Source organism: Actinoplanes solisilvae (assembly GCF_003999975.1).
GTDB lineage: Bacteria > Actinomycetota > Actinomycetes > Mycobacteriales > Micromonosporaceae > Actinoplanes > Actinoplanes solisilvae.
In genome coordinates this window covers 223,391-245,081 of the sequence record NZ_RJAC01000014.1, presented here as the reverse complement: position 1 = coordinate 245,081, position 21,691 = coordinate 223,391, and the positions used below count along the sequence as shown (strand labels likewise).

18 protein-coding genes are annotated in these 21,691 nt (G+C 71.5%); 4 read left to right on the top strand and 14 right to left on the bottom strand.

The genetic code is table 11. The features are described 5' to 3' along the window. Window positions 1-642: 642 nt before the first annotated feature. The 4 genes from EER30_RS30110 to EER30_RS30090 form a co-directional block, all read right to left on the bottom strand. A complete protein-coding gene (locus EER30_RS30110) occupies window positions 643-1,422 on the bottom strand; it encodes an SAM-dependent methyltransferase (RefSeq protein ID WP_127504007.1) in 780 nt (259 codons plus the stop codon). Window positions 1,423-1,514: 92 nt separating this feature from the next. Then, a complete protein-coding gene (locus tag EER30_RS30105; protein ID WP_127504006.1) occupies window positions 1,515-2,087 on the bottom strand; it encodes an NADPH-dependent FMN reductase in 573 nt (190 codons plus the stop codon). A 53-nt stretch (window positions 2,088-2,140) separates the two neighbouring features. Then, on the bottom strand, window positions 2,141-2,992 hold the full coding sequence (locus tag EER30_RS30100; RefSeq protein ID WP_127504005.1) for a helix-turn-helix transcriptional regulator: 852 nt from the start codon (window positions 2,990-2,992) through the stop codon (window positions 2,141-2,143). Between the two features lie 169 nt (window positions 2,993-3,161). Further along, window positions 3,162-4,067 carry a CE1 family esterase gene (locus EER30_RS30090; protein ID WP_127504003.1) on the bottom strand — a complete coding sequence of 302 codons (906 nt, stop codon included), beginning with the start codon at window positions 4,065-4,067 and terminating at the stop codon, window positions 3,162-3,164. A 74-nt stretch (window positions 4,068-4,141) separates the two neighbouring features. On the opposite strand from EER30_RS30090, the gene EER30_RS30085 reads away from it, so the two are divergent. Then, window positions 4,142-6,109, top strand: a complete 1,968-nt coding sequence (locus EER30_RS30085; protein WP_127504002.1) for a S8 family serine peptidase — start codon at window positions 4,142-4,144, stop codon at window positions 6,107-6,109. A gap of 6 nt (window positions 6,110-6,115) precedes the next feature. On the opposite strand, the gene EER30_RS30080 is transcribed toward EER30_RS30085, so the two are convergent. The 10 genes from EER30_RS30080 to EER30_RS30035 all read right to left on the bottom strand — a co-directional run bounded on the left by EER30_RS30080 (window position 6,116) and on the right by EER30_RS30035 (window position 17,473). After that, the gene (locus EER30_RS30080) at window positions 6,116-10,291 is read right to left on the bottom strand and encodes an nSTAND1 domain-containing NTPase (RefSeq protein WP_127504001.1); all 4,176 of its coding nucleotides are present in this window, start codon (window positions 10,289-10,291) and stop codon (window positions 6,116-6,118) included. Beyond that, on the bottom strand, window positions 10,275-10,601 hold the full coding sequence (locus tag EER30_RS30075) for a CU044_2847 family protein (protein ID WP_127504000.1): 327 nt from the start codon (window positions 10,599-10,601) through the stop codon (window positions 10,275-10,277). The genes EER30_RS30080 and EER30_RS30075 overlap by 17 nt, the downstream gene beginning before the upstream one ends. Before the next feature lie 5 nt (window positions 10,602-10,606). Next, window positions 10,607-11,020: a hypothetical protein gene (locus tag EER30_RS30070; protein WP_127503999.1), complete on the bottom strand. Its 414-nt coding sequence runs from the start codon at window positions 11,018-11,020 to the stop codon at window positions 10,607-10,609. Window positions 11,021-11,147: 127 nt separating this feature from the next. Next, a complete protein-coding gene (locus EER30_RS30065) occupies window positions 11,148-12,110 on the bottom strand; it encodes a helix-turn-helix domain-containing protein (protein WP_127503998.1) in 963 nt (320 codons plus the stop codon). A 203-nt stretch (window positions 12,111-12,313) separates the two neighbouring features. Then, the gene (locus EER30_RS30060; RefSeq protein WP_127503997.1) at window positions 12,314-13,033 is read right to left on the bottom strand and encodes a hypothetical protein; all 720 of its coding nucleotides are present in this window, start codon (window positions 13,031-13,033) and stop codon (window positions 12,314-12,316) included. Between the two features lie 77 nt (window positions 13,034-13,110). Beyond that, complete coding sequence (locus EER30_RS30055) at window positions 13,111-13,938, bottom strand: enoyl-CoA hydratase/isomerase family protein (RefSeq protein WP_205650485.1); 828 nt, start codon at window positions 13,936-13,938, stop codon at window positions 13,111-13,113. 101 nt (window positions 13,939-14,039) lie between these two features. Further along, the gene (locus tag EER30_RS30050; protein WP_127503996.1) at window positions 14,040-14,375 is read right to left on the bottom strand and encodes an FAD-binding protein; all 336 of its coding nucleotides are present in this window, start codon (window positions 14,373-14,375) and stop codon (window positions 14,040-14,042) included. Further along, entirely contained in the window at window positions 14,372-15,130 is a 759-nt protein-coding gene (locus EER30_RS30045) for an SDR family oxidoreductase (protein WP_127503995.1), read from the bottom strand. The genes EER30_RS30050 and EER30_RS30045 overlap by 4 nt, the downstream gene beginning before the upstream one ends. 18 nt (window positions 15,131-15,148) lie before the next feature. Beyond that, window positions 15,149-15,787 (bottom strand): helix-turn-helix transcriptional regulator, encoded by a 639-nt coding sequence (locus EER30_RS30040; RefSeq protein ID WP_127503994.1) that lies wholly within the window; start codon window positions 15,785-15,787, stop codon window positions 15,149-15,151. Between the two features lie 66 nt (window positions 15,788-15,853). Then, window positions 15,854-17,473, bottom strand: a complete 1,620-nt coding sequence (locus tag EER30_RS30035; protein ID WP_205650484.1) for an FAD-dependent oxidoreductase — start codon at window positions 17,471-17,473, stop codon at window positions 15,854-15,856. Window positions 17,474-17,603: 130 nt separating this feature from the next. Between EER30_RS30035 and EER30_RS30030 the strand changes: the two genes are divergently transcribed. The 3 genes from EER30_RS30030 (at window position 17,604) to EER30_RS30020 (ending at window position 21,689) form a co-directional block, all read left to right on the top strand. Next, the gene (locus EER30_RS30030; RefSeq protein ID WP_127503992.1) at window positions 17,604-20,336 is read left to right on the top strand and encodes an AAA family ATPase; all 2,733 of its coding nucleotides are present in this window, start codon (window positions 17,604-17,606) and stop codon (window positions 20,334-20,336) included. A gap of 244 nt (window positions 20,337-20,580) precedes the next feature. Further along, window positions 20,581-21,162: a muconolactone Delta-isomerase family protein gene (locus tag EER30_RS30025; protein ID WP_127503991.1), complete on the top strand. Its 582-nt coding sequence runs from the start codon at window positions 20,581-20,583 to the stop codon at window positions 21,160-21,162. Beyond that, a complete protein-coding gene (locus tag EER30_RS30020; RefSeq protein WP_127503990.1) occupies window positions 21,159-21,689 on the top strand; it encodes a YbhB/YbcL family Raf kinase inhibitor-like protein in 531 nt (176 codons plus the stop codon). Before EER30_RS30025 ends, EER30_RS30020 begins: the two co-directional genes overlap by 4 nt. Window positions 21,690-21,691: the final 2 nt, after the last annotated feature.

The window sequence follows — 21,691 nt, the reverse complement described above, 5'->3', positions numbered from 1 at the left end:
CCGGTCAACCCGTCGGGCCTGGACGGGTGCGGCCGGGTTCGCCCCCCAGCCCGACCCGACCCGAAGCCGCCGCGGTGCGGCTGGGTGCGGCCGATTACGGCGGGCTCGCCAAGCGCGGGGCGTGGTGGTTGGGCTGGTTGCGGGGGTTTGCCAGACGGCCGGGCGTCGGGGTCGGGCTGTGGGGGCCGGTTGCGGTGCTCGGGTGGTTGCGGGGGTTTGCCAGGCGGCCGGGCGTCGGGGTCGGGCTGTGGGGGCCGGTTGCGGTGCTCGGGTGGTTGCGCTGGCTTGCCAGGCCGCCGCCCGCCGGGGCGCGCTAGGTGCGGCCGGTCACCCACTGGGGCGCGAAGCGTCCCGACCGCAACCGGCAAAGTCCATTCGCCTGACCACCATCCAGGCCGGCCCGGGTGACGTACAAACCACCTAGACCACAACGCGGAAGCCGACCTACGCCCCGCCAGGTGATCACTCAGCCCACGTTGCAATCAGAGCCCGGTGACCAAGATCCCACCGTGACCGGGATACCCCGCAAGGGTGGGGCCGGGAGTGGGTAACCACAGTCATAGCTGCCTTTCAAAGACTGCGGTTACCCACTCCCGGCCCCACCCGTCCACCGCAACCTTCACGACCACCCGATGTAGACGGTCAAAGCTTCCGAGCGACCCCGCCGTACACCGAGACCTGCGCCTCGGACGGCACCGGCTCCCCACCGGGTTCGCCCAGCTCAGGCCGCCAGTCGGGAAGAATCCGCAGTCCCGGCTCGACCAGCGAAAGCCCGCTGAAGAACCGGCTGATCCGCTCATGGGAACGGACCTGCATGGTGACGCCTTGACGACGGTAGATCTCGGTCACGTGTTCCCACGCCTCCGGCCGGTAGTCGCCGGTCAGGTGGGACAGCGCCAGGTAACTGCCCGACGGCAGCGCCGCCAGCAACCTTTCGACGATCGCCGCGGGTTCATCCTTGTCGCCGACGAAATGCAGGACCGCGATGAGCAGCAGCCCCACCGGACGGTTCAGGTCGAGGACGTCGCTCAGCGTCGAAACGTCGAGTTCGCGCAGGTCCGCTTCGATGTATTGGGTCTGGCCGGTCAGCAGCGGGCGGGCGTGTGCGAGCACGATCGGGTCGTTGTCCACATAGACCACCCGCGCGGCCGGGTTTATTTCCTGGGCCACGTGGTGCACGTGCGGCGCGCTCGGGATTCCCGTCCCGATGTCGAGGAACTGGTCGATGCCCTGCCCGGCCAGGAAGCGTACGGCCCGGTGCAGGAACAGTCGATTCTGTCTCGGCGGGATTCGGCTGTCCGGGTTCCCCCGCATGCCCTGGTGGGCCGCCTCGCGATCGGCCGGGAAGTTGACCTCGCCGCCGAGCAGGTAGTCGTAGACCCGGGCCGGGTGGGGACGATCGGTGTGCAGTTCCTCGGTCATTGTGGCGTCTCCCCACCCCGTTCGAAGATGCGGGAAGCCTAGTGATCGACCGCGGTCGAAGTCGAGAGGTGAGCCCGGCCGCGGTCGACCGATCAGGCGACGCGTACGGTCCGGAGGGCTTTCGACCAGGCGATGAGCTGGTCGAGGAGCGTGTTCAGGACGGGTTCGTGCTGTTCGCCCGGCTGGAAGGTCGTGTAGTCCACGAAGTCGGCGTACAGGCCGAAGCTGACCTGGGTGCGCACGTCGGCGACCTGGAGCTCGCCCATCACCAGCCGCAGGTGCTCGACCGCGCGGGTGCCGCCCTGAGCGCCGTAGCTGACGAACCCGGCCGCCTTGTTGTTCCACTCGCCGTACAGGAAGTCGATGGCGTTCTTCAGGGCGCCCGATGTGCTGTGGTTGTACTCCGGGGTGACGAAGATGTAGCCGTCGTAGCCGGCGATCCGTTCCGACCAGGCCCGGGTGTGGTCGTTCAGGTATTGACCCACCGACGGCGGGATCGGCTCGTCGAGGTGGGGGAGCTGGTAGTCGAGCAGGTCGATGAGGTCGAACTCGGCGTCGTCGCGCTGGGCGGCCCGGTCGAGCACCCACTTCGCCACGGCTTCGCCGTTGCGGCCGGGACGGGTGCTGCCGAGGATGATGCCGATCTTGGGAAGGGTGTTGGTCACGGCGCCCAAGCTACGAGCGGCCGCGGGCGCTAGCCACGTACAAACGGTATGGGTCAGGCGGCCGTCAGTTTGTGCAGCTGCGCCAGGCGCTCGTCAGTGCCGGTGCCCGGGACGGGCTGCAACAGCATCAGCCGCTGGCTGGACTGGGCGCTGAGCATCATCGTGCAGTCCAGTTCGAGCCGGCCGACCCGCTCGTCGTCGATCCGTTTGCGTGGGCAGTGCAGCGCCGACACCGCATGTTCGCGCCAGACCGCCGTGAACTCCTCGCTGGCCTCGTGCAGCGCGGCCACGAAGCCCGGGACGACCGGGTCGTCAGCGCGCCGGGCCAGCACCGCGCGCAGGTCAGCCACGTACGCCCGGCTGGTGAGCTCGTGCTGGTCGGTCTCCTCGAGCCAGTGCCGCCAGCTCGGCTCGGTGAACCAGCGCCAGACGATGTTCGCCGTGCGGATGCCGAGGCCGGCGATCGGGCCGAACAGTGCCGTGTTCACCGAGTTCTGGGCGACGACGGTGCCGAGCTCGTCGGTGATCGTGGCTGGGATCGAGGGGGAGACGGCGGCCAGCGCCGACAGCAGGCCCGGGTCGATGAACCCGGGCGGCTCGGGGAGGGCGGGCGCGGTCTGGCCGGCCAGGCGGTAGAGGTATTCGCTCTCGTCGGCGGTCAGCCGCAGCGCGCGGGCCAGCCCGCCCAGCGCGGCCGCGGAGGGCACCGGCCCGCGCCCGCGTTCGAGTCGCTCGTAGTAGACCGCCGACATGTGCGCCCGCGCGGCGACCTCGTCCCGGCGCAGCCCGGGAGTACGCCGCCGGTCACGCACCGTGATGCCGACGTCGCCCGGGGCCAGTGCCTCTCGGCGACGGCGTAGGAAGTCGGCCATCTCGGCACGGCGCGACTCCGTGGAGATTGTCATGCCACCATGGTGCCAGCGGGAAATCCCAGGCGGCACCCGTGCCTGGACGCATCGAGGACTACGCGCTCATCGGTGACCTGCAGCCGGCTGCCCTGGTCGGGAGGGACGGCTCGATCGACTGGCTGCCCGACCTGGGGAGAGCTGAGGGCAGACCTCCGCGGCAAGGTGTCTAACGCTTGACGGCGGCCAGCAGGAAACCGGTCACAGCCGGGGTGAAGTCGGGACCGAGCTGCGGAACGTGCGACCCGCCCTTGATCGTCCAGGCCTGGACGGTCGACCCGCCGGCGCAGCCCTGCTCGTAGACGCGGACCGAGGTCTCGGCGGCGGGCATGTTCCGGTCGAGATCGAGGTTGGGGGCCGCGCGGCCGGTTGACGCGCACCGGTTGAGCCGCAGCCACTGCGACACCGTGCCGGCGGCCGACGGGTAGGCGTCGCCGTCGATGTCGCCGCCGCCGAGAGCGATGGTCTCGTCGGTTTCGCTGTGCACGGCGAGCACGCTCACCGGTTTCGACGGCTTGCACCGGGCGGGGTCGTTCCAGGTGGCGCCGTTGAGGGAGACGATCGCGCTGATCTGGTCGGCGTGGTCGCAGGCCATCCGGAAGGCCATGAACCCGCCGTTCGAGTGGCCGATCAGCGACACACGGGCCGGGTCGATCCGGTACGACGCCTGGATCGTGGAGATGAGCTCGCTGAGATAGCGTGAGTCGTCGGGCTGCGGGCCGAAGGCGCAGCACGCGTCGGTGGCGTTCCAGAACTGGTCGCCGCGGTCGTCGGTCGAGCCGTCGGGGTAGGCGTAGACGAATCCGCGGCGCTCCGACTCGGGGACCAGCCTGAAGTAGGTCTCGACCTCGGCGGCGTTCGACGAGTACCCGTGAAGGGCGAGCACCAGGGGCGCGGGCTTCGCCGGATCGTACGACTCCGGGACGTGCACGGTGAGCTTCCGTCCGCCGATCTCGACCGTGCCGCTGCCCTGCGACGGCAACGCGGACGTCGGCGGCGCGGGATCGTCCGCCGCACCGCAGCCCGCCGGCACCAGGACGGCCGCCGCCGCGAGCAGAGCCATAAGCGCCCTCATCGCCGCAGCGTACCGCTCCCGACTCTGTCGGTGGTCTGACTGCGTTCGGGCCCGCGGCGTGCCCACGATGGGGTGTGGTCACCGACGGGAAACGCAGCGGCACACTCGAGATCATTGTTGTCGACGTCGACCGCGATCCCGTCGACAACGCCGAGTTCCGGACTGACGCCGGCACGCCGGATCGGGTGGCGCCGGGCCGCTACCGGCTGCTCGACGTGCGCCCGGGACAGCTCTCGATCTTTGTCCACGCCGCGGGTGTGGGTGACGACGAGCGCTCGGTGGACGTCGACCCGGGCCCCAACAGAATCGACTTCGTGCTGGCCGACGCCAGCCTGCCGTTCTTCTGGCGTCGCGGCGGCCGGGTGCCGTTCCGCAGCCGCGACAATCAGCTCGGCGTGGCGGTCGAGGACGAGGAGGGCGACCGGCGGCTCGAGGCGTGGGCCGCCGAGAGAAACCTCGAGGTCAAACGCCCGTACGGGCCGAGGTTCGGTCTTCTCGAAGTCGAGCCCGACCGTCTGCCGCGCTATGCGGCTGCCCTTCGCGCGCTTCCCGGCGTCGTGGCTGTCGGCCGTCTGGTAAATCCGACCGCGAAGGGTACGGGCATGCTGACCGGGCAGATCGTCGTGAAGACGGTTTCCGGCACCAAGAAGAAGGAGCTGCGGGCGGTGGCCAAGCAGGCGGGATCCCGCCTGACGCGAAAGCTCGTTCTGGACGATCTCTGGGTGGTGAAGGCGGAAGATCCGGACGGGCTGGCCCCGTTGGCGACGGAGAACTTACTGAAGGCGGCAAAGATCGTCGTCGCCGCCGAGGTGGAGGTCGCGTTCACCTCCGTGACTCATGCGATCAAACCGGCCGATGTGTTGTACGAGGATCAATGGCATCTGCGCCGCGTCCGCACTCCGCAGGCCTGGCAATATCTGCGGAACGCCAACCCGGGGAACGTCAACAACGGGGATGCCGACGACCGTACGTTCGGCCGCGCCGACATCATCATCGGTGTGGTGGACACCGGCGTAGAGTCCGTTCCTGATCCGGTCGGGGTGGCCGTAGCGGCCCACCCAGAGTTTCAGGGCAACGTCACCGACGGCCGGCCCAAGGTCGTGCAGTTCTTCGACTTCGGCGCCATGGTGCCCAGCAACCACGTCCCGACGGCGGCCTTCCTCCTGGACGGCGAACACGGTACGCAGTGCGCGGGGGTGGCCGCGGCCCGCGCGGAGAACCTGTCGACGGTGGCCGGTGAGATCGAGGGCGGCGTGGGGGCGGCGCCGAACTGCCGCGTTCTCGCCGTGCAGGGCGCCAAGATGATGCCCGAGATCGCCTATTCCGACATGTACCTGTGGCTCACCGGCATCGATCCGGACAGTCCCCATCCCCGCTTTCCCGATCCGCCCCGGCAGGGCGCCGACGTCATCACCAACAGTTGGGGCGCGCATCACCAAGCGGCCGCGCCGATATCGACCTTGATGGACGCCACGCTCACCAAGATCGCCGATGCCGGCCGGGACAACCACGGCACCCTGATGTTCTTCGCCGTGGGGAACGAAGCAAGCCAGAACTACCCGTTCCATCAACCGTACGCATCTCACCCGCGAACATTCGGGATCGGTGCGGCGACGCGCAAGGACGTCAAGGCGGACTACTCCAATTGGGGCGAAGGTATCGACCTCTGTGCGTCTTCGTCAGGCGACCTGGACAAAGGCGACGTCATCACCACCACGCTGCTGACAATGGGCAATCGGGCCGGGCACACCGGTGGTCATGACGACTACGCCAAGGACTTCGGTGGAACGTCGGCCGCCACCGCACTCGCGGCCGGCGTGGCGGCGCTGGTCCTCTCGCGGAACAGGACGCTGAAGGAGCCGCAGGTCCGCGACATCCTCTGCGGCACGGCCAAGCGCATCGATCTCGCGAACTCGGACCCCCAGGGCTTGTGGCGTGATCTGGACAACGACGGCCAGAACGAATACAGCTCGTGGTACGGCTACGGATTGATCAACGCGGCCGCGGCTGTCAAAGCGGCGGGCGACATGGCCGAGGACTGACGCCGGTCATCCGTGGAGATAGGTGTCGGGCAGCGCCGGATATTCGGCGAGCGGCGCGTTGACGCCGGCTCCTAGACCGGCGGGATAGCCGGGGCAGAGCCGCACGTAATCGGTGTTCCGCTTGTGCTCCTCCCACTCCCGCATGCTCAGATTGCGGCCGGCTCGTTCGCAGGCCCGAGTGACCCAGGTGGCCGGCGTCGCGGACAGGCGTACGGTCCGGTCGCCGCCCGCGCTGGCCAGCGTCCGGCCGTCGGGGCTGAACGCCAGCGCGACGACATCGTCGGTGTGCCCGGCGGCCAACGGCTCGCCCAGCATCCGCGAGGTGCTCACGTCCCACAGCCGAATGCTGTTGCCCGGGCCGGAATCCGCGCTCGCCAGCAGGCGGCCGTCGGGGCTGAACGTCACCGCCTGAACCGCGCCGGTCAGGCCGGTGATCGGGGGTCCGGCCCGCTTGCCGGTGCGTGGATCCCACAACCGTAGGGTCCGGTCGTCCCCCGCCGCCGCCAGTCGGGTTCCGTCGGGGCTGAACGTGACGTCGTTCACCGGAGCATTCGCGCCCTCGAGACGGACCTGCGCGGCCTTGCCGGTCCGTGGATCCCAGAGGCGTACGCCGTCAGGTCCGGCACTGGCCAGGAGGGCCCCGTCGGGGCTGAAGTCGACGGCCGACACCCATTCCCGGTGGCCGGTCAGCTTCCGTGCCGCGGGCTTCGGGCTCGTGAGGTCCCACAGCAGCACCGCCTTGGACTCACTCCCTCCGGCGGCGAGGAATCTTCCGTCCCGGCTGAAGGCGGGGGACGCGGGAAAGTCGCCGTTCGCGGCGAGGCTTCGTGGCGCGACGACGGCGGCCGGGGCCCGGATCTGTACGGTCCCGTCGTCACCGGTGCTGGCGAGCATCGTGCCGTCCGGGCTGAACGCGACTCCGCCCACGGACTCACCGGGACCGTCGACGGGTTTGCCCAACGCCGCGCCGGTGACGGGATTCCACGTCCGCACGGTGTCGCCGCCGCCGCTGACGAGCGACCGCCCGTCCGGGCTGAACGCCACACCGGTGACCCAGCCGTCATGCGCTCCGAGGGCTTGGCCGATCGGCCGGCTGGAACCGTACTGCCACAGGCGGACCGATCCGTCGGCGCTCGCGCTCGCGAACGTGCGGCCGTCCGGAGCGAACGTCGCGCTGACCACGGCGCCGGTGTGGCCCCGCACCGGCGGTCCCAGCGAGCGGCCCGTGATCGGGTCCCAGAGGCGCAGGACGCCGTCCTCACCGGCGCTCAGCAGCGCCTTTCCGCCCCGGCCGAAGGCGACGTCGTTGACCGCGGCCGTGTGACCGGTCATCGGCTCGGCGAGCGGCCGTCCCGTGCGCGGGTCCCAGATCCGCACCGTACGATCCTCGCCCGCGCTGGCCAGCCGGCCGTCCGGGCTGAAGGCCACCCCCGCCACCGAACCTTCGTGGCCGGTCAGCGGCTCGCGCACGTCCCGCAGCGAATCTGCCGTCCACAACCCGATGAACCCGTCACCGCCGGCGCTGGCCAGCAGCTTCCCGTCCGGGCTGAAGGCCAGGGCGTTGACCGGCGCGTCATGCGCGGCCCGCGCGGCCAACCGACGGCCGTCGGCCGGGTTCAGGAGCGACACCCCGCCGTCGACGTCACCGACCGCGAGCACCCGGCCGTCCGGACGGACCGCGAGCGCGTTCAACCGGGTCTTGAACGTCGCCAGCTCGGTGAAGCCCGACCCGTTCGCGGCGTGCCACCGCAACAACCGGCCGTCGGCCCCGGCGGACACCAGCCAGTCGCGGCCCGGCCCGAAGGCCACCGCCCACGCCTGCCCGGCGTGGCCGGAGTGAACGCCGGCCGGGGCCGCGTCGGTCGTGGCCGGCCACGACCGTACGGTGCCGTCGTCGCCGGCACCGGCCAGCAGCTGACCGTCGGGGCTGAACGCGACGTCGTTGACCGGACCCGAGTGGCCGTCGAAAACCGTGGACACGTGCATCGGCTCGGCCAGCACGCGACCCAGGCTCACCAGCGCCTGCGGGGTGCTCTCGGTACGCAGGCTCTCCAGCGCCAGAAGCTGGGCCAGGTCGGGTTGGTCGGTAAGAACGTTCGTGCTCTGCGCGGCCAGCCCGACCGACGTCGACACGCGCGACTCGCGGCGGGCCCGGTCGGAGGCGACGAGCGCGACCACGCTGAACGCGCAGGCCAGCACGAGCAGGACGGCGAGGGCCCGGATCAGGTTCCGGTCCCGGCGCCGTCGGCGGCGCTGGTCCCGGTAGCTCAGCTCGATGTAGTCGTCGAGCTCGGGCCGCACCGGCCGCTCGCTCCGGCGGTCGACGGCCTCCTCCAGGACGCGACCGCGCAGCAGAAGGTCGGGGTCGCCGCGCCACTGCCCGAACTGCTCCTCCAGCCGCGCGTGCCACGACCGGAAATCCCGGTCCGCGCTCAGCCAGTCGCCCAGGCGCCCCCACACCCGGATGAGCGCGTCGTGGATGAGATCGACGGTCGCCGTTCCCGTGGCCGGGTCCCGTCCGGTGACGATCAGGCGCGCCGTGGCCAGCTCGCCCAGCACGACGTTGAGACCGTCCGAGTCGTCCCCGACATGCAGGTCGTCGCGCAGCCGCCGGCGCCGGACCGGTGGGATGCCGGCCGCCTCGTCGCCCGGGGTCACCAGCGAGGTGAGCACCGTACGAGCGAGTGGGTGCAGGTGGGACGGCAGCCGGTCGAATGCCGTGTCGCACCAGCGGGCGAGACCGCCGGTCACCCGGCCGATCGCCTCGTACCGGTCGTGGGTCAGTTGCCCGTCCCGGCGCTGCCGCCACAGCTCGGTCAACGCGAGTTCGAGCAGCGGCAGCACGGTGGGGGAGGCACCGGCTCCGGCCGGGCCGGGCGCCACGTCGATCGCGTCGTCGATGATGCGCTCGGTGAGCTGCGGCTGCGGGGTGAGGCCGACGATCTGCAGGGGCCGGCGGATCATGCTGTCCAGGGAGCCCCGGGTGAGGACGGTCGGCATGTTGACGATGACCTGCTCGAGGATCCGCATCAGGGCGGGCGCCTCGGCGGCGAGCCGGCTGTAGAAGTCGTCCCGCATGATCAGCACCACGGTGACCGGTGCCGGTCGTTCGACCAGGTCGACCAGGTCGGTCAGGAAGGACGCGCGCGTGGCAGCGTCGGTCTGGACGAGGAGTTCCTCGAACTGGTCGAGCACGACCAACAGATGCGGGGACTGGATGTAATCGCGTACGGCGACCCGCAATCGACCCGGGGCGGCGCCGTTGAGCCCGATGGCGTCCAGTTCGGCGTAGGGGTCGGCGCCGGGCCGGGCGCTGATCCACGCCCACCCGTCGCTTCCCGGGGCGGCGCCGTTCCGCAGCCGGGGCACCAGACCGGCGTGCACGAGCGAGGACTTGCCGCTGCCGGAGGGACCGAACAGGGCCAGGGCGCGCCGGCCCTGCCGCAGCGCCGCCACGAGCAGTTCGACGTCGTCGTCACGCCCGTGGAACCACCGGGCGTGTTCGAACTCGAACGCGTCGAGCCCGCGGTAGGGGCAGATCTCGGCCGGCCGTAGCCGGGGGTTGACCGCTCGCAGGGTCGTGACCGGGGTCATGTAGGCCGTCCGCGAACCGCGGGACAGGCGGTCCGGCCGCGTCACGGAGTCGACCATGCCGATGACCAGGCCGGTCCGCGTGTCCAGCACCGGAGCTCCGCTGAAGCCCTCGGTGAACTCGGAGCAGTCGGTCAACTGCCGCAGCAGGGACCCGCCGTCGCCGCGGATCTCGTCGCCGACCCGGCCGTATCCGTAGTGGCCCGCAGTGGGGGCCTGCACCGGGAATCCGAAGGAGCTGACCTGGTGGCCGCGGGCGTCGTCGGTGTCGCCGAACACCACGGAACGGGCACCGGCCGGCACGGCGCCGGCGACCGGCAGGAAGGCGACGTCCTCCCGGTCCGGGGAGCGCCAGAACCGGCGGTCGACGACCAGCGTGACCGGCTTCCCGTCGAGGTGGGGGAAGACGACGGTGACGCTCGACGGCGGCTCCGCGGAGTCGGCCGACAGCACGTGGGCGCAGGTCACCAACCATTCGTCGCCGGTGAGGAAGGCGGTGCCGACGGCGCGGCCGTTCGCGTCCAGAACCATCGCCACACTGGGGCGCAGGTCGGTGGACCAGGTGTCGGCGGCCTCAGCCCGGTAGTCCATCCCGGCGATCCCACTGCAGCGTCACCTTGAAGTTGCACTCACCGGCCGTCTTGGTGACGATCGCCCCGGCCTCGGCGGTCAGCTTGATGCCCAGCTCGATCGTGATGACCTCGGGCCCGGCCTCGCGCATCTTGGCCAGCACGGCCTGGACCGCCGGGGCGACCGCGTCGAGAGCGGATTCCAAGGTGTACGCCGCACGTCCGACGATCTCACCGGGGCGGGCGGCCTTGACCACGCCGTCCGGTCCGGCGTCCACTTCGAGAAGAACTGCTCCGCCTCGGTCCAGAGGCACCGCGAGTAGGTCTGTCATGACGGTCACCGGTGCGAACGGTTCAACGGAAGCTTTCGTTTCGCGTGCCACAGGCGATGCCGAGGGGATCCGTAGCTGGCTCCGCCGTCCTGGAATCCATCGGCGGCGATGGTCGCCAAAGCCAGGAAGGACACTTCATCGAGACGGGTGCGTTCCGTGACGAGATATCCGGTGGTCACCAGATTGCGCAGGATCTCGACGGGAATGCCTGTTCCGTCGGAGCTCCACACGTCCTGATTCTGGGCGTCGACACCCAGCGACCATTCCATTCCGGCGAAGTCGTAGTAGCGGGCCGTGATGGGCTTCTCGCGCGCTCGCGCCGGCGTGGCCTTTCCGTGCCGGCGAAGATACAGGTCCAGATCGGCCTGCGTCGAGGCGACGAAAAGGAGGGAGGACTCGTCGTGGTCGCTCGCGATCACGAAAACAGGGAACTGAGCGTTCATCGTTCTGACCCGTCATCCTCGAACCGGACATCGTAGGACGACAATGGACGCTACCGGCCCGCAAGCGGCCGGGCAGTCGGATCACGGACCGCCGCGCGCTTTGTCAGTAACTGTCGAGTTGCTGGGCGCGCCACTCGCCCGGGGGCATGCCGACGGCGGCCCGGAAAGAGCGGCTGAAGTGCGCTTCGCTGCGGAAACCGTGCCGCGCCGCGATGGCGCTCACCGGGCGGCCGGCCTGTGACGGGTCGGCCAGGTCGTGGCGGCAGCGCTCGAGCCGGCGGCTGCGGATCTCGCCGGCGCAGGTGGTGCCGGCCTGGTGGAAGACCTTGTGCAGCTGCCGTACGGAGATGTGGTGCGCGGCGGCGATCATCTCCGGGGCTAGGTCGGGGTCGTCGACGTGGTCCCTGATGAATCGTTGTGCTTCGAGGAACGTCGAGCGGTGCCGGGCGTCGGTCGTGACCGGCACGCCGACGTCGAGCTCGCGGGCCGCGAGGACGCTGAGCAGGTCGATCGCGGACGCGCCGAGCCGCGCCCGATCGGCCGGGCTGCAGGCCTCCGCCTCTCGCACGAAGCCGCGCATGAAGTCGGCGACCACCGCGCCGACCCCGGAGCGGCCGCTCAACCGGCCGCCGACGAGGTCGTTCATCACCGTCTGCGGGAGGGACAGCCGGTCGCGGGGGAACGTGAACATCGCGAACGAGGACCCGGCGCGAACCACTTCGAACGGTGAGGAGGTGTCGAACAGGCCCATGTCGCCGACCGAGAAACGCCCGCCCCGGCCGCAGTGAGTCATGTCGGCGCGGCCCCGCAGGACGAGCAGCAGCCTGTACGCCTCGGGGTCGGACCGGCGTACGGTGGCCTTCGTGCGGCTGGCGACGACCCGGGCGCCGCTGATCGAGTTCTCGGCCAGTTCGACGCCGTTGCCCATCCGTACGGCGCGGACGTTGAAGTGAAAATCGTCGGACAGTTCGCCGGTCACGTCGACCGGCACGGCCAGCTTGTCGATCAGCTGCCGGTAATGAGAGAAACGTTCCCTCGATGCCTCTGCCGCCGCGCCCTTCCGCATGAGGAGGACCCCTCCCGGGTCAACGTGCGTGGGAAGGCAACTTTACTGCGCGGGCGGTCAATGCCGTACGAGGCCCGCGTTGTCATGATGGGGCGGAGTAGAAGCGGTCGGGAGGTCACTCCAACGGGGGCGGCCGGTTCTTCGCGGGAAAGGCGATCCCGGGGAGGAAAGGGGCTCCCCGGGATCGTGCCTCCGCGCGCCGGTCAGGACACCTTGATGTCGGCCAGGCGGATGGAGACGACCAGCGGCTCGGGCAGCCGGACGCCGTTCTCGTCGTGGGGATAGATCATCCGGGTGGTCGGAATGGTCAGGCCGGAGACCTCGACGAAGTCGGTCGTGTATTCGGCCGCGGGCGTGTTGCCGGCGATGTCGACCGTGTAATCACGCCGGTGGATGAGGCCGTCGTCGCCGATGTAGAGGGTCTGCTGCGCGCTGTGGGTCTCGATGCTTTCCGGATAGGTGATGCGCAGCCGCCGGAATTCGCGGCCGTCCTCGGTCCACCTGCCGATCTCGTCAGCCCGCACGCCGGGGAAGGTCAGCGAGATCGGCTCGGTGACGTACGTCCACATGGCGTACCCGGAGAAATAGGCGAGCTGCAGCCGGCTCCACGGCGTCGTGAACTCGTGACCGGCGAACGAGGAACGCGGGTCGAGCAACTCCTCGACCACCTTGCCGTCCCCGTCCTCGACCGCGATGCGGCCCGGCCGGAAGTCGGTGTGGTGGCCCTCGGCGAAGAACGGCTCCTGACGGGTGTGCTCCCGGTGCAGGTCGACGGTGACCTGCACGTCGTCGAGCGCGCCCGGGTGCCCCTTCACCGCCCACAGGGCACCGCCGAAGAACTGGCGGGCGGTGATCTGGTTCGCGCTCTCCCAGCGGTCGCGGCCGCCGTACGCGGCCAGGACTTCGTCCAGCAGATCGGACATGACGTTTCTCCTTCTCTCCGTTTGTGGTCCGCCGATGAGGTGACGGTGAGGACCGGACACGACATCGGCGTTGTGCGTCAGCCGGCCCCGAGGACACCGAGGTAGTGGTCCAGCCGGACCTCCACGTCGGCGGGGCCGTGTGCCTGCGCGGCTCGTCGCAGGCCGTCCATGCGGTGCGCGAACCCGGGTGAGCCCAGCGATGCGATGAACTCGCGGTAGGCGGTGTGCAGGTCGTGCGCCGGGGGCAGGCTCGCGCGGTTGATCTGCTGCTTGGCGGCGGCCAGCGCCGGCTTGTCGAACGTCGCGAGGCGGTCGGCGAGCGCGTCGACGAGATCGTCCAATTCGGTGTCGGGCACCGAGCGGGTCACCCATCCGTACTGGGTGGCCAGGTCGGCCGGGTAGTCGTTGCTGGAGAGGACGGCTTCGAGGGCCCGGTCCCGGCCGATCAACCGGGGCAGTCGCTCGGTCGCGCCCCCGCCCGGGAGGATGCCGGTGCCGACCTCGATCTGGCCGACGAGGGCGCGCTCCCGGCTCGCGTACCGCAGATCGCAGGCGAGCAGGAGCTCGTCGCCGCCGCCGCGGGCCCGTCCCCGGATCTTCGCGATGGAGACGACCGGGGCCTCGCTCAACTTGATCACGGCGTCGGTCCACAACGACTCGCCGCCGGGCAGCAGCGGGAACTCGCGGATGCGGGCCAGGTCGAAGTGGTTGAGCCAGAACAGGTCGTTCGCGCTTTCGAAGGTCACCACCTTGAGGGCCGGGTCGGCCACGATCCGCTCGACCGTCGCGTGCAGCTCGGCGACGAACTCGGGCGAGACCAGGTTGACCGGTGGGCTGTCGAAGACCACCCGCCACCGGAACTCGTCGATCGGCTTGATGGTCATTGTCTGCATGTCGTCGGGCATTCGCATTCCTCGGTGTGGGCGGTTTCAGGACACGCGGAGCGAGGCGAACAGGGCGCGTTCCTGGGCCTGAGCCTCGGCGAACGGCAGCCGGCTGCCTTGGACTATCGAGATCTTGGCGGTGTGCAGGGCCGCGGCCGCAGCGTCGCGGCGACGTCGCCCCACCGGGCGCCGGGCCCGGCCCGCACCAGGTCTCCGCCGAGGGGCTCGACGGCGTCCAGCCTCCCGAGATCGATCACGGTGCCGCCGGCGTTGGTCGCGATGCTGCTGATGCCGTGGCCGCCGCTGCGGACCGAGAGCTCGCCGTCAACCTGATCGAGGGCCTGCACCACCTCGTCGGCGCTGCTCGGGCGCAGAATCGAGGCCGGCGCGCCGGTGGCGGTGTAGACGTCCCTGAGATCCCGGTACGCCGGGTCGCCCGGGCGAATGATCTCGATCATGCGGATCGGGGTCCGTCGGCCCGTTCGACCAGGTAGTGCAGCACGGACCCGGCGAGCGGGCTGGTGCCGGCGACCAGTTCGGCGACGTGGACACCGACGTCGGTCGGCGGGATCCAGGTCGGGTCGTCGAACCCGGCGAGCTGCCGCGACCGGGTGCCGATCAGGCCCAGGATGACCTCGTACACCCGAGGCCCGGAACCCTGCAGCTCCTCGGCGATCGTGCGGGTCATCGACTTCGTCGCCGCCGCGGTCAGGGCCCGCCCGCCCGCGCCCGGGAAGGGCAGGTCGGCGCTGAGGCCGTTGAGCTGGATGATCGCGCCCTCGGCGGACAGCGCCGGGATCAGCGCCCGATAAGCGCGGAAGATCGTGGTCAGGTTCTGGGCGATCAGCGCGTCCCACTCGTCGTCGGTGTGGTCGATGACCCGCTTGCGGCCCTGCCCACCCCAGTCGGCGACGCTGACGACGGCGCTGCCCAGCGGCCCGTGCTCCCGTACGAGGGCGGTGACGGCTTCGGGCAGGCCCGGGTCGAGCAGGTCGAGGACGGCGGTGACCAGCCGCGGCGACGCGAGCCGGCCCGCGAGGTCGTCGAGCCTTTCCCGCGTACGCCCGGTGGCGACGACGGTGGCGCCGGCGCCCAGCAGCGCATGGGCGACCCCCTCGCCGACGCCACCCGTCCCGCCGATGAGGAGCACAGTGGAGCCGGTCAGGTCGGTCTGCGGATGGGCCCAGTCGGGCGCGTTGACGATGACGGTCATGTCGATGATCCGGCTTTCTCAGATGACGCCGTAGCGCATGGCGTGGGCGATGATGTGGGAGCGGTTCCGCAGCCCGAGCCGGCGCGTGATGGCGTGGACGGTGCCCTTGACGGTGCGCTCCGAGTAGGAGAGCTTCGCGGCGATCTCCGTGGTCTCCAGCCCCTCGGCCATCAGCCTGATCACGTCGATCTCGCGGGGCGTGAGCCCGGCCGCGTTCAGCCCGGCCTCGTCGAGCACCCGCTGCTGCAGGTCGCGCAGATGTTCCAGCAGGTCGCCGACCAGGGGCGGCGGCAGCAGTCCGTCACCGGCGAGGGCCGCCGCGACGGCCCGGGTCAGCCGGTCGGCCGTCACCGCCGCGCGCGGCAGCACCGACTGCACCCGGCACTCGACGGCCAGCAGCAGCTCGGCCTCGTTGATCTCGTCGAGGACCAGCACCACCGGCCGGCGGGTGGCGGCGGCCGAGCGGCGCAGGGCCGCCACCACCCGGGTGTCGAGGCGGCCGGCCGCGAAGACCACGACGTCGCCACCGGCCTCGCTCCACGGAATGACCCGCACCTGCGGCCGGTCGGCCAGCATCGTGGTCAGCCCGATGAGGCTCAGCGAGTCGGTGGCCTGCACCGACACCGCGACCGGTGGCGCGACAACGGCCTGAGTCATGTCGTCCTCCTTCACACCTGCTGCGGCAACAGTGGCCGGTGAGGCGGTAGGGACGCATAAGCACAACTACTGAAAATCGCGGATTCGAGCCAGAGCCTGGTGCACGGAGCGCACAGCGGCCGATCCCTCGCCGACCGCGGCGGCGACCCGCTTCATGGAGCCGGCACGCACGTCCCCGGCGGCGAAGACCCCTCGTACGGTGGTCTCGAGCGGCAGCGCCCCGGGACCGTCGTCGGTCAGCACGAAACCCTTGTCGTCCAGCTTCGGCCCGTCGAGCCACGAGGTCGCGGCGACCGCCCCGATGAAGCTGAACAGCCCCCGGCAGGGCAGCGGCTCGTCGCGACCCGACACCGTGATGCCGGTGAGGTGCTCGTCGCCGAGCAGGCCGGTGACGCGGGTGCCGGTCAGCACCGTGATCCGCGCGTCGGCCCGGATGCGCTCGACCAGGTAGGACGACATCTTCTCGCCGAGGTCGGCCGCCCGCACGACCAGCGTGACGTGCTCGGCGTAGCGGGCCAGGTGCAGCGACGCCTGCCCGGCCGAGTTCGCGCCGCCGACCACGACCACCGGCTCACCGGCGACGCCCTGGGCCTCCAGGTCGGTCGCGGCGTGGTAGATCCCGGCGCCCACGAAGTGGTCCCAGCGATCGACTGGCAGGGACCGGTAGGTGGCGCCGGTGGCGACCAGCACGGTCCGGGCCCGCACCTCGGCGCCGTCCCCGAGCACCAGCACGTGCTCGTCACCCTCGGACCGCAGGGCCGCCACCCCGCACGGCGTGGCGATCTCGGCGCCGAACTTGAGCGCCTGCACCGCCGCCCGGGTGGTGAGGTCGAGCCCGCTGAGGCCGAACGGAAAGCCCAGGTAGTTCTCGATGCGGGCGCTCGTCGCGGCCTGCCCGCCGGTCGCGACCCCGTCGAGCAGCAGGGTGCTGAGCCCTTCGGACGCGCCGTAGACCGCCGCGGCCAGGCCCGCTGGTCCGGCGCCGACCACGGCGAAGTCGACGGTACGGCGTCCGGCGCTGCGATAGGCCAGGCCCAGGTGCTCGCTGAGGATGCCCGGCGTCACCCGGCGGATCGTCGCGTCCGGGGCCAGCACCACCGGCAGGTCGCCCGGCTCCAGACCGGCTTCGGCCATGACGACCCCGCCGTCGGCCGAGGCGCTGTCGACCCACAGGTGCGGCAGGCCCTGGCGGGAGAGGAACACGCGCAGGGCCAGCCCGTCGCCCGAGCGCGGGTCGCCGACGATCCGGGTCGACTGCTCGGCGCCGAAGCGCAGCATCCGCCGCCGGGCGAGGAAGGCCCGCAGGAACAGGTCGCCGAGGTCGGTCTGCTGCGCCATCAACCGCCGGAACGACGGCTGGTCGATCACGTGGACGCGGCCCGACTCGGTGACCCGTACGGAAAGGTTGCTGGTCTGGCCGGTGAGCAGGCTCAACTCGCCGGCGAACCCGCCCGGGCCGTGCGTGAGGAACGGCTCGGCCGTGTGGAACGAGGTGAGCGTCGCCGTCGAGCACAGCACGAGATCGGCCTCCCGCAGGTGCTGGCCCGCGGTCACCTCAAGTTCTTTCCCGTACGTCGTGGCGCGCGCGAACTGGTCGGGATCGAGGAGCCGGGTCGCGGCGGCGAGCAGGTCGGCGGTGCTCGAGCCGAGCTCGGGGAACGACGATCCGGTCGTCAGGTTGGTCACGCGGGCAACGGTGACAGGCCGTCGTACCGTGTTTCGCCGGTCGGCCCCTTCCGCCGCCGCAAGGGCAAGGCCGGTTGCCCGTGGCGCCGCTAGACTTCGTGAAGTGCCAGCCCAGCCCCCCTCTGTGCCGATGTTGGTAGGCCGTGAGCCCGAGCTGACCCGATTCCGGGAGCTCCTCGACGAGGTCGGCGCCGGTGGCCACGCCGTGATCGTCGAGGGCGAGGCGGGCATCGGCAAGAGCACCCTCGTCGACGCCGTCGTCGCGATGGCCAGAGACCAGGGCTTCCACGAGCTGCGCTGCACCGGGGTGCACAGCGAGACGACCTCGGGCTTCGCGGGCCTGCACGAGTTGTTGCAGCCGCTGCTCGACCGGGTGACCGCGTTGCCACCGGGGCAGCGGCAGGCTTTGGAGATCGCGCTCGGTCAGGCCGTCGGGCCGGCGCCGAGCCCGCTGTTGACCGGGCTGGCCGCGCTCGGGCTGCTCGAGGAATACGGCGCGGAGCAACCCGCGGTCGTCGTGGTCGAGGACGCGCAGTGGCTCGACGCGTCGAGTGCCCGGACGATCGCGTTCGTCGCCCGGCGTCTGTCGCAGGCGCGGGTGCTGCTGATCGTGACGGTGCGGTCCGGCCGCGGGGCGACGATCGACCCTTTCACGTCGTCCGGGTTGCCGACGGCCGCGCTCGGCCCGCTGGCCCCGGAGGAATCCGAGCGGCTCCTGCGGGAACAGCGGCCCGAACTCGACGTACCGGCCCAGAAGCTGATTTTGAAGGAGGCCGTCGGCAACCCGCTCGCGCTGGCCGAGCTGCCCCAGGTGATCGAGGACAGGGCCGGGCCGTGGCTGCCGATGACCCGTCGGCTGGAGAACGCCTTCCTCGCGGGCGCGTCCGGGCTGCCCGAGCGCAGCCGGCGCCTGCTGCTCGTGATCGCCGCGGCGCCGGAGTCGTCGCTCCGCGAGTTGATGCGGGCCGCGACGTCGGCCGACCTGAGCCTGGACGACCTGGCGGCGATCGAGGACGCCGGTTTCGTCACGGTGACCGGCGACCACGTGGCTCTCCGTCATCCCCTGGTCCGCTCGGCTGTCTACGGCGCCGCGTCGGTCGCCGAGCGCACGGTGACGCACCGCCTGCTGGCCGCCGCGTCGATCGATCCCGACCGGGCCGCCTGGCACGCCGCCGCCGCGACCCCTTTGTACGACGACACGGTCGCCCTCGCGCTCGAGGAGACCGCGGCCCGGGCCCAGGCCCGCAGCGCCCTCACCGAGGCGGTCGCGGCGATGCGCCGGGCCGCCGCCCTCTCGGCCTCGGTGGCCGACCGGACCCGCCGCATCGCCACCGCGGCCGAGGTCGCCCGCCAGGCCGGAGAGGTCGCGGACAGCGCGCTGCTGGTGCGCGAGGCCTGGCCGCAGGCGACCGATCCCGAGACGCTCACCTCCCTGGCCCTGACCGATTCGGCGCTGGGCGCCAGCGCCGCCCTGCCCGGTCACAGCACCGACGAACTGCTCGACCTCGTGGCCCGGCTGGGCGGCCCCGACGGGCAGGACCATCGGGCGCAGCGCCTGCGGATCCTGGCCACGGCGGCCACGGCCCACTGCATCCACGGACTGCCGGACGACGTACGCGAGCGGCTCGCGCAGGCCATCGACGCGGCCGCCGGCGACAACGGCGGCCTGCCCGCCCTGCTCGGACGGGTGCTGCTCCACCCGGCCGAGCACGCCGCGCAGGCCCGGACCCGCATGCCGGGACTGCTCGGCGACGTCCGCGACTACCTCGCCGAGCGCGGCGACCACCGGCCCAGCCGCTCGCAGATCATCATCGGGGTCGGGCTCATGGCCCAGGCCGTGCACGACCCGGCGGCCGCGCTGGCCTGCTGGGACCTCGGCGTCGAACACTTCCACCGCGCCGGCGCGCCGGGCGACGAGGCCTGGTCGCTGCGGGAACGGGCGCTGATCCGCATCGGCATGGGCCGGCTGCGGGACGGGCTGGCCGACGCCGAGCTGGCCCTGCGGCTCAGCACCGACCTCGGACTGCGGGTCACGGCGGCCGACTCGGCGATCGCGGCCGCCCGCGCGCACGCCTGGCGGGGCGACAACACGGCCGCGCTCGAGGCGCTGCGGCGCGCGGGGGAACTGAGCGGGCCCACCTTCATCAAGGCCCGCGCCCACTGGTCGGCCGGGCTGGTAGCCCTCAACGAGCACCGCGACGAGGACGCGTGGACCGCCCTGCACGGGGCCCAGGCGATGGCCACCACCGGACTGTGGTCGATCGCCGACCTGACCGAGGCGGCGACGCGCACCGGCCGTACGGCCTCGGTCGTGCCGCTGTTGGAGGAGGCGTCCCGGCAGGCCGCCGCGTTCGGCAGCCCGTTCCTCGACAACCTGGTGCGCCGCGCCTGGGCCCAGGCCGAACCCGACCGCGCCGAGGACCACTTCGAGGCGGCGCTGGCCACCGTGCCCGGCAATCCGAGCGCGCTGGAGGTGGCGCGCACGCGGTTGGCGTACGGGGAGTGGCTTCGCCGGAGGCGGCGCATCGTCGACACCCGCGAGCAGCTCAGCGCGGCCCTGCGGGTCTTCGAGGGCGCGGGGGCGACCCCGTGGACGCGACGCGCGACAAGCGAACTGCGCGCCGCCGGGGTCGCCGCCGGCCGATCGGACAAGTTCGCGCGTCCCGGAACCGCCGACACGCTCACCGCACAGGAGCTGCAGATCGCCCGGATGGCCGCGTCGGGCATGAGCAACCGCGAGATCGCCGACCAGGTCTACCTGTCGCACCGAACCGTCGCGACCCACCTCTACAAGGCGTTCCCGAAGCTCGGCATCAGCAACCGCACGCAGCTCCGCTCAGCCCTGGACGCCTCAGCGGGCTGACCAGCCAATCGAGCAGCCGAACACTTGGCCGGAGGCCTCAGCGCGGGTTCACGAAGGTTCCTCGCCGCGCGGCGGTGTGTCCTCGGGGTTCGAACGGAAACCCCGAGTTGATCATCAGAGAAGGGCGCCGTCCGCCCGCTCGGCGCGGCCGTTCCCGCAGGGGCAAGACGGGTTGCCCCTGGTTCGTGCCGGCCAGGGAGTCCTACGGGTGTGGCCGCCCGCCCCGCCGGGCCAGTCTGGGAACATGGAATACCTGGTCACGATGGTTACGCGGGTGCCCGACGGCACGTCGGAGCAGGAGGTCGACGACGTCCGAGCCCGGGAGGCGGCCAACACGGCGCGGCTGGTCACGCGGGGGAAGATGCTGCGGCTGTGGCGGCCGCCGCTCGGCCCGGGGGAGTGGCGGTCGATCGGCGTGTTCACGGCCGGGGACGCGGACGAGTTGGAGACGACTCTCGCGGGGATGCCGCTGCGGGTCTGGCGCACCGACTCGGCCACGCCGCTGGGGGAGCACCCCAACGATCCCGGCCCGGGCACGGTGAAGGTCCGCCCGGACTGGACGGAATACCTGGTCACGCTCGATGTGGGCGAGCCGGACGACGACGAGGTCTTCGAGCGGGAGGCCGAGCGGGCCCGCGAGCTGGCCGCTCAGGGTCACCTCGAGCGGCTGTGGCGGCTGGGCGAGCGCCGCTTCGCCGGTGTGTGGCAGGCCGCTGATCCGGCCGAGCTGGACGAGATTCTGCGGGCGCTCCCGCTGGCCAAGTGGCTGACCATCGACACGGTGCCGTTGACGAGGCATCCGAGCGACCCGGAGGAAACCCGATGAACGACCCGTTCGAGCGGCTGCCGGCGGCGCCGGTCTTCACGGTCACCAGCGAGAGCGCGGAGGACGGCAAACCGCTGGCCCCGGCCCACCTCTCCGGCCTGCTGGGGATGCCGGGCGGCCGGGACGAGTCGCCCCAGCTCTCGTGGAGCGGCGCCCCGGCCGGGACCCGCAGCTTCACCGTGACCGTTTATGACCCTGATGAGCTGACCGGGTCGGGCTTCTGGCACTGGGCCGTGGCCAACCTTCCCGCGAGCACCACGTCGCTGCCCGAGAACGCGGGCGACGACGGCGGCGCCGGCCTGCCGCGCGGGGCGGTGACCGTGCCCAACGATCTGCGGTCGGTGCGCTATCTCGGGGCCGCCCCGCCGCCGGGGGACGGCCCGCACCGCTACGTCATCGCCGTGCACGCGCTCGACGTCGACGAGCTCGCCGTCACGTCGGCGTCCACGCCGGCCTACCTGGGCGTGCAGATGCTCGGCCACGTGATCGGCCGGGCCACCCTGATCGCCACCGCCGAGGCGCCGTGAGG